Raw genomic sequence first — 17,846 nt, 5'->3', positions numbered from 1 at the left:
GATAAGGCGGATCCTTTGCGCGGCAAGGGACTTGGCTGGCTGAACCGCGACGCAGTGGAAGTATGCCCGGGGAAGTATGTATAATTTGTGCATACTTTGGAGGTCCTACCGATGGAAGCCACCGTTGCAGAACGCGGACAGATCACCTTGCCCAAGGCGGTCCGCGATGCGCTCGGCCTGACCAAGGGCACCCAGTTGAAGGTGGAGCTCGATGGCAGCCGCATCATCCTGCGCAAGAGCGTGGATGACGCCATTTCCCGTGCCCGCGGCAAGTTCGCGCTGGACGGCTTCGAGTCGGCCGAGTCGGCCGTGCGTGCGGTGCGCGACGAAGCATGAGCCGCGCATGATCGCCGTCGATTCCCCGGTCCTGATCGAACTGCTCAGCAATGGCCCCCAGGCCGATGCGGTGGAAGCCTGCCTGCGCCAGAGCCTGGTCGGTGGGCGCGTGGTGATCTGCGGGGTGGTGCTGGCCGAGATCTGCGCCGCGCTGCGCGGCGGTGCCGAAGTGCAGGAAGCGCTGGAAGAGATGGGCATCCACTTCAGCCCGCTGGAAGCCAAGTCGGCACTGCGCGCCGGCGAGATGCACCGCCGTCACCGCCAGCGCGGCAGCGACCGCCGTGGCATCGACGATTTCATGGTCGGCGCGCACGCACTGCTGCAGTGCGACGGCCTGATCACCTGGAACGACAAATTTTACCGCGACTACTTCAAGGGCCTGAAGCTGATCGTGCCGCACGCCTGAGCCCGTAACTCAACCGCCGTATTCAACCGAAGTCTTTTCAAAGAATTTCCCGGGAGTTGTCATGTTGGAAGCCTACCGCCACCACGTAGCCGAGCGCGCCGCGCTTGGCATCCCGCCGCTGCCGCTGAGCGCCCAGCAGACGGCCGACGTCATCGAGCTGCTGAAGAACCCGCCGGCGGGCGAGGCCGAGTTCCTGCTCGACCTGCTCACCCACCGCGTGCCGGCCGGCGTCGATGACGCCGCCAAGGTCAAGGCCTCGTACCTGGCCGCCATCGCCTTCGGCAGCGAAACCAACGCGCTGATTTCGCGCGAGCGCGCCACCGAACTGCTGGGCACCATGCTGGGCGGCTACAACGTCGCGCCGCTGGTGCAGCTGCTGGACGACGCCGTGGTCGGCGCGATCGCCGCCACCGCGCTGAAGAACACCCTGCTGGTGTTCGATGCCTTCCACGACGTGCAGGAAAAGGCCAAGGCCGGCAACGCGAACGCCCAGGGCGTGCTGCAGAGCTGGGCCGATGCCGAGTGGTTCACCAGCCGCCCGGAAGTGCCGCAGAGCCTGACCATCACCGTGCTCAAGGTGACCGGCGAAACCAATACCGACGACCTGTCGCCGGCCCCCGACGCGACCACCCGCCCGGACATCCCGCTGCACGCCCTGGCGATGCTGAAGAACAAGCGCGATGGCATCGAGCCGGAAGAAGACGGCAAGCGCGGCCCGGTCAAGTTCATTGAATCGCTGAAGGACAAGGGCCACCTGGTGGCCTACGTGGGCGACGTGGTGGGTACCGGTTCGAGCCGCAAGTCGGCCACCAACTCGGTGCTGTGGTTCACCGGCGAAGACATTCCGTTCATTCCGAACAAGCGCTTCGGCGGCGTGTGCCTGGGCTCGAAGATCGCCCCGATCTTCTACAACACCATGGAAGACGCCGGCGCGCTGCCGATCGAGCTGGACGTGTCGCAGATGAACATGGGCGACGTCGTCGAACTGCGTCCCTACGACGGCAAGGCGCTGAAGGATGGCCAGGTCATCGCCGAGTTCCAGGTGAAGTCCGACGTGCTGTTCGACGAAGTGCGCGCCGGTGGCCGCATTCCGCTGATCATCGGCCGTGGCCTGACCGCCAAGGCGCGCGAAGCGCTGGGCCTGGCCCCGACCGACCTGTTCCGCCTGCCGATGGACCCGCCGGATACCGGCAAGGGCTTCTCGCTGGCGCAGAAGATGGTCGGCCGCGCCTGTGGCCTGCCGGAAGGCCAGGGCATGCGCCCGGGCACCTACTGCGAACCGAAGATGACCTCGGTGGGCTCGCAGGACACCACCGGCCCGATGACCCGCGACGAGCTGAAGGACCTGGCCTGCCTGGGCTTCTCGGCCGACCTGGTGATGCAGTCGTTCTGCCACACTGCCGCGTACCCGAAGCCGGTGGACGTCAAGACCCACCACACGCTGCCGGAGTTCATCTCCACCCGTGGCGGCATCTCGCTGCGCCCCGGCGACGGCGTGATCCACAGCTGGCTCAACCGCATGCTGCTGCCCGACACCGTCGGCACCGGTGGCGATTCGCACACCCGTTTCCCGGTGGGCATCTCGTTCCCGGCCGGCTCGGGTCTGGTCGCCTTCGCTGCTGCCACCGGCGTGATGCCGCTGGACATGCCCGAATCGGTGCTGGTGCGCTTCAAGGGCAAGATGCAGCCGGGCGTGACCCTGCGTGACCTGGTCAACGCGATTCCGCTGTACGCGATCAAGTCGGGCCTGCTGACCGTCGCCAAGGCGGGCAAGAAGAACATCTTCTCCGGCCGCATCCTGGAAATCGAAGGGCTGCCGGACCTGAAGGTCGAGCAGGCGTTCGAACTGTCCGACGCCTCGGCCGAGCGTTCGGCTGCCGGCTGCTCGGTGCACCTGAGCAAGGAGCCGATCATCGAATACCTCACCAGCAACATCACGCTGCTGAAGTGGATGATCGCCGAGGGTTACCAGGACGCCCGTTCGCTGGCGCGCCGCATCGAGAAGATGGAAGCGTGGCTGGCCAACCCGGAGTTGCTCGAGCCGGATTCCGACGCCGAGTACGCCGCCGTCATCGAGATCGACCTGGCCGACATCCACGAGCCGATCGTGGCCTGCCCGAACGATCCGGACGACGTCAAGACGCTGTCGGACGTGGCCGGTGCGGCCATCGATGAAGTGTTCATCGGTTCGTGCATGACCAACATCGGTCACTTCCGTGCGGCCGCCAAGCTGCTGGAAGGCAAGCGCGATATCCCGACCAAGCTGTGGGTGGCCCCGCCGACCAAGATGGATGCCTCGGAGCTGACCAAGGAAGGCCATTACGGCACCTTCGGCACTGCTGGCGCGCGCATGGAAATGCCGGGCTGCTCGCTGTGCATGGGCAACCAGGCACAGGTGCGCGAGGGCGCGACGGTGTTCTCGACCTCGACCCGCAACTTCCCGAACCGCCTGGGCCGCAACTCCAACGTGTACCTGGGTTCGGCCGAACTGGCCGCGATCTGCTCGCGCCTGGGTCGCATCCCGACCAAGGAAGAGTACATGGCCGACATCGGCGTGCTGGATGCCAGCAGCAAGGACATCTACCGCTACATGAACTTCGACCAGATCGAGGACTACCAGGACGTGGCCAAGACGGTTGCCGCCTGAGCCTGATCGGCTGATGTGTTGAACGAAAACCCCCGGTGAGAACCGGGGGTTTTTGTTTGCGGCGGCGTGATGCGCGCGCAAGGAACCACGAACACCCGATTGTGCGTACTCCGTCTCCCTTTTGCGCGCGGTGTCATTGATAGACTTTGTTGATGGTAAAGCGCATGGACGCGTCGTTGGCTGATGGCAGCACGAGCGCATGCGGTCATAGGGGAGTGATCCGTAGGTGCAAGCTAGAAAGTGGCGACTGCGCATGGCAGTGGCGGTGGTGGTGAGTGCGGTGGTCATGCCCGCAAGCGCGGTTGAGCCGTATCAGGAATACCGCAAACTCATCGAATCGGCGCAGAACCTGACCGCGCTGCAGGACGATCTGTTCGGCGAGAAGGTCAATCTCTACACCGGCAAGACCCAGTTCTCGGCCACGGATATCGATCTGCCCGGGAACAACAGCCTGCCGGTTCGCCTGACGCGCCGCTTCAGCGTGGAGCTGGACCTGGTAGGCACGCCCGCCAACTTCAACGCCAATCTCGATGGCGTCGGTGGGTGGGAAGTGGATGTGCCGCACATCTCCGGCACCTTCGGAGGCGTCGGCTCGTGGGCCGACACCCGGTGCTCGGTCAACATGGCGCCGACGTACAACATTGCGTTCAAGCTCACCGATATCTGGCAGGGCAATACCATCCACATACCGGAAGGCAGCGATCGCGTCATGCTGCTGGCAGAGTCCAATACGCCTCGCCCAACCGATGGTATCGCGCGCAAATGGTCCACCTCGCAGCGCGATGCCATCGACTGCATTCCGATGCAGTCCGGCCTGACCGGCGAAGGCTACCGCGTCCGCACAACGGAAGGCATCTCGTACTACTTCGATACTGCTACCAGCCGCTACGGCGGCACACTGACGAAGTCTATCGGTGAAGGTGCGCGTGCCACCTCATCGCGCGAGCGGATCTATGTACTTGCTACACGTGTTGAGGATCGGTACGGAAATTGGGTTCAGTACGCATACAACGGCGATGGCAGACCGGTTCGCATCTGGTCCAGCGATGGCCGCGAGATCAATCTGGTCTACAACGGCAAGCTGTTGGCCACGGCGTCTGCCGCAGGGCGCACCTGGTCCTACTACCATGGGCCGGTTGACGGGGTGGACCGGCTTGGAACGGTCGTACAGCCGGATGGAAGTCGCTGGACCTATGCCTACTCGAGCGCGCTGCGGGTTTCCGCTCCCTTGTGGGACGGGAACTCACAGCCGGGGTGTGGCGAGCAGCCGCCGGAGCTGACGGGTGCGCTGACCATGACCATCGGTCATCCCGCCGGCGCGGTCGGCGAGTTCAAGTTCGGCAACGTACGCCACTACCGAAGCGGGGTACATGCATCCGAGTGCGCGCGAAAGATCGCCAGGAACGGCTCTTACTACTACGAGCTGGCCACGCCTTACTTCTTTGATGTTGTCTCGTTGTTCTCCAAGACCATCACCGGGCCGGGAATTGATGCGCCGCTGGCCTGGTCGTACGGCTACGGCAGCGGCTACGAAAGGCTTTGGGGCAATCCTGACACGGGCGGCGCATATCCATGCACCACGTGCAAGAGCGAGAAAGTGGTCACCGTCACCAACCCTGATGGCTCGGCCGTCCGCTACCGATATGGTTCGCAGTACGCGCTCAACGAAGGGCGTTTGCTGGGTTCGAGCGTGCTGGATGCTGCGGGCAACGTGGTGAAGACCAGCACCAGTGTGTATATGACCAGCGACGAAGTGGCGGGCCAGCCGTTCGCGCCGCGCTTCGGCATCATCTGGAACGGGGAAGACCCCAGTACGGCCCAGGTGCGCCCTGTGGTGGCTGAGGCGGTCGAGCAGGACGGCGTGAGCTATCAGACCACGATGCTGGCGTTCGATGATCTGGCGCGACCGACCCGGGTGAACCAGTCGAGCACCACGGGCTCCCGTACGGACATTACGGAGTTCCAGGACGACCGTGCTCGCTGGATCCTGGGCAGCACGGCAAAGTCGACGAATGCGGAGACGGGAGCAGTCGTCGAGCAGACCCAGTACGACGAGCTGATGCGTCCCGTGCAGATTCTGAAGTTTGGCAAGGTGGCACAGAAGCTCACGTGGTACGGCGATGGCACTGTAGCCACGGTGATCGACGGCAACGGAAACGTGACAAGTCTCTCCGGGTGGAAGCGGGGCATTCCACAATCGGTTGGGTTTGCCGATGGCACCAGCCGCTCTGCGCTGGTGGACGACAATGGCTGGCTGACCAGTGTCACTGATGAAGTCGGTACTCAGATAGGTTATGAGTACGATCCGATGGGGCGGGTTTCGGGCATCAACTGGCCGAGTGGCGACACGACCGCGTGGGCAAAGACAACGCAGTCGTTCGAGCAGGTTGCAGGAACCGAACATGGAATCGGGGCAGGGCACTGGCGCCAGACGACGGCAACCGGGAACGCGCGGAAGTACGTGTACTTCGATGCATTCTGGCGGCCGTTGGTCACCGAAGAGTATGACGCCGCGCAGCAGGGTACTACCCAGCGGTTCCAGCGGTTTGCCTACGATGAGGCGGGGCGTCAGGCCTTCGCATCGCAGCCCTCGACCTCGCCGGCAGTCAGCGTTGGCATGTGGACGACCTACGACGCGTTGGGGCGTGCGCGATCCGCTTCGGTAGACAGCGAACAGGGCTTGTTGACCACGCTGACCGACTATCTGCCTGGTGGCCAGGTGCGTGTCACCAACCCGCGTGGCCAGAGCACGACGACGCGCTTCCAGGCCTTCGGTGGCCCTTCAACCGATGCACCGCTGACCATCGCCCACCCGGAGGGCGTGGTCACCGAGATTGAGCGGGACGTGTTCGGCAAACCACGCAGCATCACCCGCCGCAGCCAGGATGGAAGCACGCGCCTGACCCGGAGTTATGTGTACGACGGCAATCAGCTGCTGTGCAAGAGCGTCGAGCCTGAAACCGGTTCCACGTTGATGGCCTACGACGGGGCTGGAAACCTTGCGTGGAGTGCGGCAGGCCTGGACCTGCCTGCGACAGACAGCTGCGACGCCGGCGCTGCGGCGGCGACTGCCCGACAGGTGATCCGCAGGTATGACGCGCGGAATCGGATAACGAACCTGCACTTTCCAGACCTCAATGGCGACCAGAACTGGGAGTACACGCCGGATGGGAAGCCGCTCAAGGTCTACACGCTGAGTGAAGGCGGAACATCGCATGCCGCCAACTCCTATATCTACAACAAGCGTGGATTGATCAGTGCAGAGTACGTCGGCGAGATGACGATCGGCTCGGAAGTCATCCAGTATGCATACGACCCAAGTGGGGCATTGGCGTCGATCATCTATCCCAGCGGCCGCCAGGTGGATTACGCGCCCAATGCCCTGGGACAGGCAACCAAGGCAGGTTCATACGCCTCGAGCGTCCAGTACTACCCCAACGGTGGCATGAAGCAGTTCACCTACGGCAATGGACTGGTCCATTCCATGGCACAGAACGCCCGGCAGCTTCCGGCGCGCGTGACCGACGGCGGCGGGGCCTTGGATACCACCTATGAGTACGACGCCAACGGCAACGTGGGCAGAATCGTGGACCATCTTGATGCCAACCGCACGCGGACGATGGCCTATGACGGGCTCGATCGTCTGGTGAGCGCTGATTCTCCCTCGTTCGGTGGAGATGGCGCGTTCCGCTATGCCTACGATGCGTTGGACAACATCCGCTCGGCTCGGCTGGGCGGTGTGAAAGACCATGGCTACTGGTACGACGCGCGCAATCGCATGACAAACGTGCAGAACAGCGGTGGCGCAACGACCATCGCCCTCGACTACGACGTGCAGGGGAACATGGTCAAGCGCAACGGCGCTGCCTTCGTGTTCGACTTCGGTAATCGACTGCTGCAGGCCACTGGCGCCGAGAGCTACCGCTATGACATGCATGGGCGTCGTCTGTTGCAGTTGGCTTCGGATGGTTCTGCATCGATCTGGTCGTTCTACGGCAGTGACGGCCTGCTCAAGCGCCAGCGCAACTACCGCGCCGGCACCAGCACCGAGTATGTCCACCTCAATGGCAGCCTCGTGGCGAAAGCTACGCAGTACATCGCCCCGGCCGCACCGACCGTGACGGCTCCGGCCTTTAGCGGGACCGGCACGTTCGAGGTGTCGTGGACATCTGCGGCTACGGCGGATCGTTACGAGCTTCGGGAGCAGATCGACTCCGCGGCGGCCACCGACGTCTTCTCGGGCGCGGGGCGTAGCTGGTCGACCACAGGCAGGCCGGGCGGGACTTACTCCTACACCGTTCGGGCCTGCCTCCAGACTGTCTGCGGCGCGTGGAGCGCAGCGGCCAATGTTTCGGTTCAACTGCCGCCTGCGGTGGCGCCCCAGCTCAGCGTGCCCGGCGTCTCCGGGGGCGGAACCATCGCCCTCAGCTGGACTGCAGTAGCAGGTGCTTCCAGCTACTGCGTGACCGAGCAGATCGGCAGCGGGACGTGGGCATCGCTCCAATGCGTGGAAGGGCGGACGCTGACCCTCACTGCGAAGCCCGCCGGTCCATACAACTATGGTGTGCATGGCTGCAACGCAGCCGGCTGCGGGCCTGGCAACATGGCATCCACCACCGTGGTCTACGCGCCAGCTTCGGCGCCGGGCCTCTCTGTTCCGGCCACCAGCCTGGGCGGCGCCTACACCGTGAGCTGGGCACCCGTCGCCGGTGCGGACGTGTACGGGCTGGAAGAGAGCATCAATGGCGGCGGCTGGGCACTGGTGGTGTCCAACGCGTCAACTTCGCAGGGTTTCGGGAGCAAGCCAACCGGCACCTACTCCTACCGCGTTCGCGCCGGCAATGCAGCGGGCTGGGGTCCGTACTCGGGTGCAGGTGCCGTGACGGTGATCCAACCGCCGACGGCGCCCTCGCTCAGTGCGCCGGGAAGCAGCTCCAGCGGCAGCGTCACGGTCAACTGGACGCCCGTTCCGATGGCTGTCAGCTACCTGCTGGAGCAGAACGTCAATGGCGCGGGCTGGACGGGTGTCCAGCACGATGGATCCACCCAGGCCACGCTCACGGGGCTGGGGTTCGCTACGTACCTCTACCAGGTCAAGGCCTGCAATGAGGCGGGCTGCAGTGGCTACTCCAACACTGCCAGCGTTGTCTCCACGCCGCCGCCCGCGACGCCCCAGATCACGTATTCGCTGCAGACCCGTTGGCGAATCGCCCGCCTTTACAAGCAGCGCTGCGATATCAAATGGACGGCCAGCATCGGAGCTACTTCTTACCAGTTGCAGGTCCCTAACGGAACCCTTCAGTACAGTGGTTCGGCTACGTCTGTTTCCTCGCCACAGAACTCCTCTAATTACTGCGCATCAAGCCATATGATTCGGGCGTGCAACGCCAGTGGCTGTTCGGCGTGGTCCGATCCGCCAACGCCACAGCCTATCAATGACTTGGGAGATCTGGATGAAGATGGTGGTGGGGTGCCGCGATGAGATCCTTGAGTATCAAGTTTATGCTTGTGCTGGTGGCTCGACTGTTACTGGGGACCTGTGTCTTGGTTGCTTGCTTCCCGTCCCGAGCGCAGGAGGTGATCCGATACGTGCATACCGATGCTCTTGGATCACCCATCGCCGAGAGTGACGAGACCGGATCCATTGCGGTCCGGTACTCTTACGAACCATTCGGTGAAGCGGTCGGCAATGCGCCGCACGATGCGCCTGCGTACACTGGGCACGTCGCGGATGCGTCAACCGGCATGATCAATATGCAGCAGCGATACTATGATCCCAGCATAGAGCGATTTTTGTCAGTCGATCCTGTGACTGCTCACGCCAGTCCTATCGTGGCTTTCAATCGTTATCGCTATGCCAATAGCAACCCGTACGGATTTACGGATCCCGACGGGCGGAGTGCATGTGGACAAGACACTACCTGTAGGTTGAAACAAGGGGCAAGCGGGAGCACCATTCAGGTCAATCCTGCTGGCCAGCAGCTTCGCGAAACGAATCGGTACGTGGACCCAGGCCCAGGCGGGACTGAGCAGATGAGCAGAGAATTTGAGCTTGCAGAGCCTTCTCCACGTGGAGGTCATGTCGTCCAAGAAATGACCATCAAGTTCTCCCTCACTTCACCCAAGAAGAAGAGTGAGTCACTGACATACTACGAGGCGTTCCAAGTTCCAGCCGGCGCCACATCGCCTTTTCCTGCAAAGGACACGTTCGTGGTGACGCCCCCGCCCGGAACATCAGGGACTGTCACGTGGAGAGGTAGCGCTCGCTTTTACGAGGGATTGAAATTGCCGTCATCATTCGGCCAGTTCAATGTACGGCACGCCGGTTCGTTGCCGTCGACCACGATCAATCCACGCTTGGATACCAGTGGTGCCACTGCGCCAGTTATCGTAGAGTTCGAGACCTCATGGCCTTGAGGTTCTAATAGTGAAAACTCTACTAACGGCCGCTGCTATTTGGGTACACCTGGCATGCATCTCGCAAGCCGGGGCGGGACAGATTGGTCCATCACGCTATGATGAGGTGAGGGACATTTACCTGAACTTGAGACAACTTCCCGAAAGCGAGCGCCAAGAACAGGCGGCGCAAAAAGTCGACCTGCTTACCCCGTTGTTGGCGACGTCGGACGAGTCCACCGTCAGCTATGTCGCAGATGTGTTGCGGCTTGCTGGATGTCGTGCTGCGCCGGCGTTGCCCGAGATGAAAGCAGCACTCTCTCGGTTCCGAGGGCCCGAAGGCCCACGGGATGATCTACTGTCGTACGTAGTGCCCGCTGGTGCTTGGGGGGCGCTGTACAACGCTATTCTCATGATTGAAAGCGACCGTCAATGTGACGCAGCACCACAAGGAAGGTCGCCGTTGTAGTCGCTTTTTGGGGAACATTTGTAACTGACGAATGGCATTCGGGGTTTATCCGCTCACGTGCACGTGTCAAACCAAACTCGCATAGGTAAAGGGCCACGTACTGGGAGCATCGTTGCTGCGTTCGGCGCAGACGGCGCGGAAGGTTTCCACGAACGCCTGCTGCAGGCGGGTGGGGTGCCAGTCGGCGCGCGTGGTGAGGCCGATGCGGCGGCGCAGGTCGTCGCCGGCGCTGCCGATTTCGCTGAGCAGGCCGGCGCGGCGTTCGATCACGAACTGGTCGCGTGACATCAGGGTGAGCCAGTCGTCTTCCAGCAGCAGGCCGCGGGTGATCAGCACCGAGCCGCATTCGATGCGCAGCCGCGGCGGTTCGTGGCCATGCTGGCGGAACATGCGTTCCCAGCGGGCGCGCACAGGCGCGCCGGTGGCGGCGATCACCCACGGGAACGCCAGCAGCCGGTCGAAGTCGAGCGGGTCGCTGCCGGCCAGCGGGTGCCCGCTGCGCGCGACGATTACCGGGTCATCGTCGAACAGGCCCTCCTGCGCGACATCGCGTACGGGCAGGGTGTCGCGCATCGCGCCAATCAACAGGTCCAGGCTGCCGGCGCGTAGATCGCCCAGCAGTTCCGCATAAGGCCCTTCGATCACATTGACCGATGCACCCGGGTGGGCGCGGGCAAAGCGCGCCAGCACTTGCGGCAGCAGGATCGCGCGGGCCAGCGGCATCACCCCGAGCGTTACCTTGCCGCCCTGTTCGGAGCGCAGCAGGGCCACTTCGTCCAGGCCCGCTGCCAGTTCGGACAGCGCCAGCCGCACCAGCCGCAGCATGCGGGTAGCGGCCGGAGTGGTCTGCACGGTCTTGCCGTGGCGTTCGGTCAGCGGGGTTTCGATGGCGGTACCCAGCTCATGCACGGCGCGGTAGATCGCTGGCTGTGAGATGCCGGCACGCGCTGCGGCCAGGGTGAAGCTGCCGGCGTCATCCACCGCCACGAGTGCGCGCAATTGGCCGAGCGTGACGCGTCGCTCAACGGCAGGCAACGCAGGCAGGCGCTGTGCACGCCTTGCCACCCGCACGCCATCGGCGATGTACCCCAGTGCGCGCTCGATGCGGGGCACCAGCAGCTCTGCCGCTTCGGTGGGCGCCATCCCACCCGGTTGGCGGTCGAACAGGGTTGCATCCAGCTGGGTTTCCAGACGGGCAATGGCCTGGGTCAACGCCGGCTGGGAGAGATTCACGTGCGGTGCGGCGGCACTGATGCCGCCGTGGTAATGCACGGCGACCAGCGCATGCAGATGCTTCAGGTTCAGCTCAATGGGCCGGTGCATGGATCAACTATAACCAAACCCAATGGCTGTTGCGGAAATCGATCTTGAGGGGGGGGGCGCTGGCGGACAAGACTTCATCATCGTCATAGAAGGATGGATGGATGTCCCGCGTCGTCACCCGTGTCGAACGCGCCGCTGCCGGCGCACTCCAGGTCCTGGCCCAGGCAGGCGTGGCCACCGCGCATGAGGCGCAGGGCCGCAGTGGCCTGCTGCACCCGCGGCTGCGCCCGATCTTCAGCGGCGCCCGCATTGCTGGCAGCGCCATCACCGTGTCGGTGCCCCCCGGCGACAACTGGATGATGCATGTGGCCATCGAGCAGCTGCGCGATGGCGATGTGCTGGTGGTGGCGCCGACCAGCGACTGCACCGATGGCTACTTCGGCGACCTGCTGGCCACCTCGGCGCAGGTGCGTGGCTGCCGTGGGCTGGTGATTGATGCCGGCGTACGCGATGTGCGCGACCTGACCGCAATGGGCTTCCCGGTCTGGAGCCGGGCGATCCACGCGCAGGGTACGGTCAAGGAGACGCTGGGATCGGTCAACGTGCCGGTGGTGTGCGGCGGCGCGCTGGTCCACCCCGGCGACGTGGTGATCGCCGACGATGACGGCGTGTGTATCGTGCCGCGTGCCGATGCGGCACGTGTCGCCGCCGAATCGCAGGCGCGCGAGGCGCGCGAGGCGGAGAAGCGCGAACGCCTGGCCAAGGGCGAGCTGGGTCTGGACATCTACGCGATGCGCGAACGCCTGGCGGCCAAGGGCCTGCGCTATGAGTAACGGCGTGCCGGCGATGTGGATGCGCGGTGGCACCTCCAAGGGCGGCTACTTCCTGGCCACCGACCTGCCGGCCGATGCGGCCGCGCGCGACGCGTTCCTGCTGCGCGCGTACGGCTCGCCGGACCCACGCCAGATCGATGGCATGGGCGGCGCCGATCCGCTGACCTCCAAGGTCGCGGTGGTGTCGCCCTCGCGCCACCCCGGCGCGGACGTGGACTACCTGTTCCTGCAGGTGTTCGTCGACCAGGCCGTGGTGAGCGATGCACAGAACTGCGGCAACCTGCTCGCCGGGGTCGGGCCGTTTGCCCTTGAACGCGGGCTGGTGCAGCCTGCTGGCGAGAACACCGACGTGCGCATCTTCATGGTGAACACCGGCAAGGTAGCCATCGCCAAGGTACAGACCCCCGGCGGCCAGGTGCGCTACGACGGCACGGCGCGGATTGACGGTGTGCCGGGCACGGCGGCGCCAATTCCGCTGACCTTCGCCGACATCGCCGGTTCCAGCTGCGGCGCGTTGCTGCCGACCGGCAACGCGGTGGATGTGATCGACGGGGTGGAGCTCACCCTGATCGACAACGGCATGCCGTGCGTGGTGCTGCGCGCCAGCGATGTGGGCGTGAGCGGGTACGAAGACCGCGCCACGCTGGATGCCGACGACACGTTGAAGGCGCGGCTGGAGGCGATCCGCCTGCAGGCCGGGCCGTTGATGAACCTGGGCGATGTCAGCGCGCAGTCGGTGCCCAAGATGATGTTGGTGGCTGCCCCGCGCGACAGTGGCGCGATCTGCGTGCGTTCGTTCATACCTCACCGCTGCCACGCCTCCATCGGGGTGCTGGGCGCGGTCACCGTGGCCACGGCCTGCCTGCTGCCCGGTTCACCTGCGAGCGCCCTGGCGGTGGTACCCGACGGCAGCCGCCTGCAGCTGGACATCGAACACCCCAGCGGCAGCACCGGCTGCGTGCTGGAACGCGACGCGCACGGGCAGGTGGCCGCGGCGGCCATCCTGCGCACCGCCCGAAAGCTGTTCGACGGCGTGCTGTTCGACTGAATACGCGCGACGTCTCTATTCTTATGACCTGGGAGGGTTGTTATGACTGTTGTTGAGAAGCGGCAGGGCCGCTTCGGCGTCTTTGGCCAGTTGTGGTTCCAGGTGCTGGCCGGCACCATCATCGGCGTCGTGCTGGGTTGGCTGCAGCCGGACTGGGGTTCGGCGATGAAGCCGTTCGGCGATGCCTTCATCAAGCTGGTCCGCATGATGATCGGCCCGATCATCTTCGTGACGGTGGTGCACGGCATCGCCGGCATGCGCGACATGCGCAGCGTGGGCCGTCTCGCGTTGAAATCGCTGATCTATTTCGAGGTGATCACCATCCTGGCGCTGATCGTCGGGCTGGTCGCGGTGGATCTCTGGCAGCCCGGCGCCGGCATGAACATCGACCCGGCCACCATCGACATGGCCAGCATCCAGGGGTATGTGCATTCCGCGCACGACCAGTCGATCGTGTCCTACATCATGGCGATCATCCCGAATACGCTTGTGAGCGCGTTCACCGAGGCGCACGTGCTGCAGGTGCTGTTCGTGGCGGTGCTGTTCGGCGTGGCGCTGGCCTCGGTCGGTGAGCGCGGCGCGCCGGTGATGAAGGTCATCGAAGGCACGTCGTCGGTGCTGTTCAAGATCATCGGCTACGTCATGTATTTCGCTCCGATCGGTGCGTTCGGTGCCATCGCCTTCACCGTGGGCCAGTTCGGCGCGGGGTCGCTGCTGTCGCTGGGTGAGCTGATCATCGAGTTCTTCGTGGTCTGCGCGGCATTTACGGTGTTCGTGCTCGGCGCGGTGTGCTGGTGGACCGGCGCGAGCCTGTGGCGGCTGCTGGCGTATCTGCGCGATGAAATCGTGATCGTGGCGGCCACCACCTCCACCGAAACGGTGCTGCCGCGCCTGATCGAGAAGATGAAGAAGCTGGGTTGCGAGGAGGGCGTGGTGGGTTTCGTGATTCCGGCCGGCTACTCGTTCAACCTCGATGGCACCTGTCTGTACCTGACCACGGTGGCGCTGTTCCTGGCCCAGGCGACCAACACCGAGCTGACCGTGTGGCACCAGCTGGGGCTGATCGCGGTACTGCTTCTCACCTCCAAGGGCGCCGCGGGCGTGGCCGGTGCGGCGTTCGTGGTGCTGGCGGCGACGCTGGGCACCACCGGCACCATTCCGGTGGCCAGCATCGCGCTGATCCTGGGCATCCACCGCATCCTGGCCGAAGGCCTGACCTTCGTGAACCTGGTCGGCAACGCCATCGCGGTGCTGGTGATCGCCAAGTGGGAAGGCAAGCTGGACGAGAAGGTGATGGCCGAACAGATCGGCACCCGCCGCGCCCGCCTGCGCCATCTCGGCGTGCGCGAAGCCTGACCGACGCGCCGCGGGCTGCCCGCGGCGCCCCCCCCGAATGCATTGAACCCGCTGCCCACGGCAGCGGGGAGGGAGATTCCATGTCCATCCTCCGTCACACCCCGCTGGCGCTGCTGCTGAGCGCTGCGCTGGCCGCACCGGCCGCCGCCGAGGGCACCGTGCCCAAGGGCGTCGACCTGACCCTGGATTTCGTCGGCAACGTTGCCTCCAACCCCGTGGGCGGGGTGGAGCAGGGCACCGAAGGCTCGTACTGGATCATGGCCCAGTCGAAGTTCGATCTGGACGAACTGTTCGGCGTGCACAACACCGATGTGGACGCGCAGTGGGCCTGGTTCGCCGGGCGCAACCTGGCGCGCGAGAAGATCGGCAACTCGATCAGCGCGCAGCAGACCTGGCGCCCGGTGGCCGGGGGGCGCCTGACCCGGCTGACCGTGCGCCACCGCTTCGACAACGGGCTGAGCATCACCGCCGGCCGCGCTCCGGTGAACAGCTACTTCAACAACTCCGCGCTCAACTGTGTGTTCATGAGCAACACCATGTGCCTCACCCCGTATGGCGCGATCACCGACCTGGGCATCACCGCGTTCCCGAACTCGTCCTGGGCCGGCATCCTGCGCTACGACGTGAATGATCGCTGGTATGTGCAGGGCGGCGCGTTCGATTACAACAATGAGCTGAACAAGGCCGGCAAGAACGGCCTGGACTTCTCGGTGGGCGAAGGCACCGGCACCATCACGGCCTATGAGGCCGGCTACCAGACCAGCTTCGCCAACGACCGGCTGCCGCGCACCTACCGAGTGGGCATGTACCGCAACACCGATGGCGGCAAGAGCTCCTATTTCGATGCCAACGGCAACTCCGCCGCGCTGACCGGCAAGCCGACGGCGATGCAGGAGGGCGCCCGCGCGGGCTGGTACGCGATGGCCGATCAGACCGTATGGCGCGGGGAGGGCAAGCGCAATCTGGCGCTGTTCGCCCGCGCCTACGTCAACACCGGCAATGAAGCGCCGGTGGACCAGTTCGCCGCGGTCGGCTTCGTCAAGACCGGCACCTTCGCCGGACGCGACCAGGACACCCTGGCGATGTTCGTGTCCAACACCCACTTCAGCGACGAGCAGATCGCGTTCCTGCGCGACCGCCGCGTACGCAACGGCGGCAGCGGCGCGCCGAATGCCGACGAGATCATCGCCGAGCTCAGCTATGGCTGGGCGGTGCACAAGGGCATCCGGCTGATGCCCAACCTGCAGTACGTGATCAACCCGGACCCGATCTACGCGCCGACCCGCACCACCGACATTCCCGACGCGCTGATCGTCGGGCTGCGCGTGGATGTCCACTTCGCCCAGCTGTTCGGCTGGTGATTCCTCCCCCACGAGGCCTCTGATGATCATCGATTGCCACGGTCACTACACGACCGCTCCCGCCAGCCACGATGCGTTCCGCAAGGCGCAGGTGGCCCACTTCAACGACCCCACGCTGCCGGCGCCGGTGTACCCGGTGATCAGCGACGACGAACTGCGCGAGAGCGTGGAAGGCAACCAGCTGCGCCTGCTGCGCGAGCGCGGCGCGGACATGACGATCTTCTCGCCGCGTGCCAGCACCATGGCCCACCACATCGGCGACGAGGCGGTGAGCGCGGAATGGACCCGGCGCTGCAACGACCTGATCGCGCGGGTGGTGGCGCTGTACCCGGAGACCTTCATCGGCGTGTGCCAGCTGCCGCAGTCGCCCGGCGTCCCCATCGCCAACTCGATCGCCGAGCTGGAGCGGTGCGTCAACGAGCTGGGCTTTGTCGGCTGCAACCTCAATCCGGACCCTTCCGGGGGCCACTGGAACGGGGTGCCACTGACCGACCGGGCCTGGTACCCGTTCTTCGAGAAGATGGTGGAGCTGGACGTGCCGGCCATGGTGCATGTGTCGGGCAGCTGCAATGCCAATTTCCACGCCACCGGCGCGCACTACCTCAATGCCGACACCACCGCGTTCATGCAGTTCCTGCAGGGCGACCTGTTCCGTGACTTTCCGGAGCTGCGTTTCATCATCCCGCACGGCGGCGGCGCGGTGCCCTACCACTGGGGTCGCTTCCGCGGCCTGGCCGACATGCTGGGCAAGCCGCCGCTGAACGAGCATGTGATGAAGAATGTGTTCTTCGACACCTGCGTTTACCATCAGCCCGGCATAGACCTGCTGTTCAAGGTGATCGACATCGACAACATCCTGTTCGGCTCGGAAATGGTCGGCGCGGTGCGCGGCATCGATCCGGAAACCGGGCAGTACTTCGACGACACCCTGCGCTATGTGGAAGCGCTGGGGCTGTCGGCAGCGGATCGCAGCAAGGTGCTGTCGGGCAACGCGCGCCGGGTGTACCCGCGGCTGGATGCGCAGCTGAAGGCGAGGGGGCTGTAATGGCGGATTTCGTGAAGGATCCCGATTGGCTGGATTTCTGTCCGGACCCGAGCCGGCCGGTGTTCGTGCCGCCGCCGGGCGCGGTGGATGCGCATTGCCATGTGTTCGGCCCGGGGGACCAGTTCCCGTATGCGCCCGAGCGCAAGTACACGCCCTGCGATGCGGGCAAGGCGCAGCTGTTCGCGCTGCGCGATCATCTTGGGTTCGAGCGCAACGTGATCGTGCAGGCGACCTGCCACGGTGCCGACAACAGGGCGCTGGTGGATGCACTGCGCAGCGCCGACGGCCGCGCGCGCGGCGTGGCCACGGTGCGCGATACGGTCACCGATGAGGAACTGCGCGAGCTGCATGAGGCGGGTGTGCGCGGGGTGCGCTTCAATTTCGTGAAGCGGCTGGTGGATCCGAAGCCGGATGCGTACTACCACGCCATCATTGAACGGATCGCGCCGCTGGGTTGGCATGTTGTCGTGTACTTCGAGGCGGCCGACCTGGCCGAGCGCTGGAATTTCTTCACCTCGCTGCCGACCACGGTGGTTGTGGACCACATGGGCCGGCCGGACGTGACCCAGCCGGTGGACGGGGCGGAGTTCCAGCGTTTCGTGCGGTTGATGCGCGAGCACCCGAATGTGTGGAGCAAGGTGAGCTGCCCGGAGCGGCTGTCGCGGTCCGGGCCGCCCACGTATGAA

At 64.8% G+C, this 17,846-nt stretch carries 11 protein-coding genes and 1 pseudogene; 11 read left to right on the top strand and 1 reads right to left on the bottom strand.

The features are described 5' to 3' along the window. The first annotated feature begins 111 nt into the window (after positions 1-111). The 5 genes and pseudogenes from ACQG3P_RS16280 to ACQG3P_RS16260 form a co-directional block, all read left to right on the top strand. A complete protein-coding gene (locus ACQG3P_RS16280; RefSeq protein ID WP_068851559.1) occupies positions 112-336 on the top strand; it encodes an AbrB/MazE/SpoVT family DNA-binding domain-containing protein in 225 nt (74 codons plus the stop codon). 7 nt (positions 337-343) lie between these two features. Continuing rightward, entirely contained in the window at positions 344-742 is a 399-nt protein-coding gene (locus tag ACQG3P_RS16275; RefSeq protein ID WP_095363830.1) for a type II toxin-antitoxin system VapC family toxin, read from the top strand. A gap of 61 nt (positions 743-803) precedes the next feature. Beyond that, entirely contained in the window at positions 804-3,389 is a 2,586-nt protein-coding gene (acnB, locus tag ACQG3P_RS16270; RefSeq protein WP_320458602.1) for a bifunctional aconitate hydratase 2/2-methylisocitrate dehydratase, read from the top strand. Positions 3,390-3,642: 253 nt separating this feature from the next. After that, positions 3,643-8,871 (top strand): RHS repeat protein, encoded by a 5,229-nt coding sequence (locus ACQG3P_RS16265; protein ID WP_426805630.1) that lies wholly within the window; start codon positions 3,643-3,645, stop codon positions 8,869-8,871. Continuing rightward, a pseudogene (locus ACQG3P_RS16260) lies at positions 8,868-9,272 on the top strand (RHS repeat domain-containing protein); the annotation flags it as partial. The gene ACQG3P_RS16265 and the pseudogene ACQG3P_RS16260, both read left to right, overlap by 4 nt. Positions 9,273-10,320: 1,048 nt before the next feature. On the opposite strand, the gene ACQG3P_RS16255 reads toward ACQG3P_RS16260, so the two are convergent. Continuing rightward, entirely contained in the window at positions 10,321-11,577 is a 1,257-nt protein-coding gene (locus tag ACQG3P_RS16255) for a LysR family transcriptional regulator (protein ID WP_426805629.1), read from the bottom strand. Between the two features lie 101 nt (positions 11,578-11,678). On the opposite strand from ACQG3P_RS16255, the gene ACQG3P_RS16250 reads away from it, so the two are divergent. From ACQG3P_RS16250 to ACQG3P_RS16225, 6 genes are all read left to right on the top strand, one after another. Beyond that, on the top strand, positions 11,679-12,350 hold the full coding sequence (locus ACQG3P_RS16250) for a 4-carboxy-4-hydroxy-2-oxoadipate aldolase/oxaloacetate decarboxylase (RefSeq protein ID WP_068851571.1): 672 nt from the start codon (positions 11,679-11,681) through the stop codon (positions 12,348-12,350). Next, a complete protein-coding gene (locus tag ACQG3P_RS16245) occupies positions 12,343-13,398 on the top strand; it encodes a 4-oxalomesaconate tautomerase (RefSeq protein ID WP_426805628.1) in 1,056 nt (351 codons plus the stop codon). The genes ACQG3P_RS16250 and ACQG3P_RS16245 overlap by 8 nt, the downstream gene beginning before the upstream one ends. A gap of 42 nt (positions 13,399-13,440) precedes the next feature. Then, positions 13,441-14,754: a C4-dicarboxylate transporter DctA gene (gene dctA, locus ACQG3P_RS16240; RefSeq protein ID WP_426805627.1), complete on the top strand. Its 1,314-nt coding sequence runs from the start codon at positions 13,441-13,443 to the stop codon at positions 14,752-14,754. A gap of 80 nt (positions 14,755-14,834) precedes the next feature. Beyond that, the gene (locus ACQG3P_RS16235) at positions 14,835-16,115 is read left to right on the top strand and encodes a carbohydrate porin (RefSeq protein ID WP_426805626.1); all 1,281 of its coding nucleotides are present in this window, start codon (positions 14,835-14,837) and stop codon (positions 16,113-16,115) included. A gap of 22 nt (positions 16,116-16,137) precedes the next feature. Beyond that, positions 16,138-17,160 carry an amidohydrolase family protein gene (locus tag ACQG3P_RS16230; protein WP_210132453.1) on the top strand — a complete coding sequence of 341 codons (1,023 nt, stop codon included), beginning with the start codon at positions 16,138-16,140 and terminating at the stop codon, positions 17,158-17,160. Positions 17,161-17,171: 11 nt separating this feature from the next. Beyond that, positions 17,172-17,846: amidohydrolase family protein (locus ACQG3P_RS16225; RefSeq protein WP_426805625.1), on the top strand; the 675-nt coding region annotated here is incomplete at its 3' end.

The organism is Stenotrophomonas sp. SrG (assembly GCF_050031795.1).
GTDB classification, from domain to species: Bacteria; Pseudomonadota; Gammaproteobacteria; order Xanthomonadales; family Xanthomonadaceae; genus Stenotrophomonas; species Stenotrophomonas rhizophila_A.
This window is presented reverse-complemented; position numbering and strand designations above follow the sequence as displayed.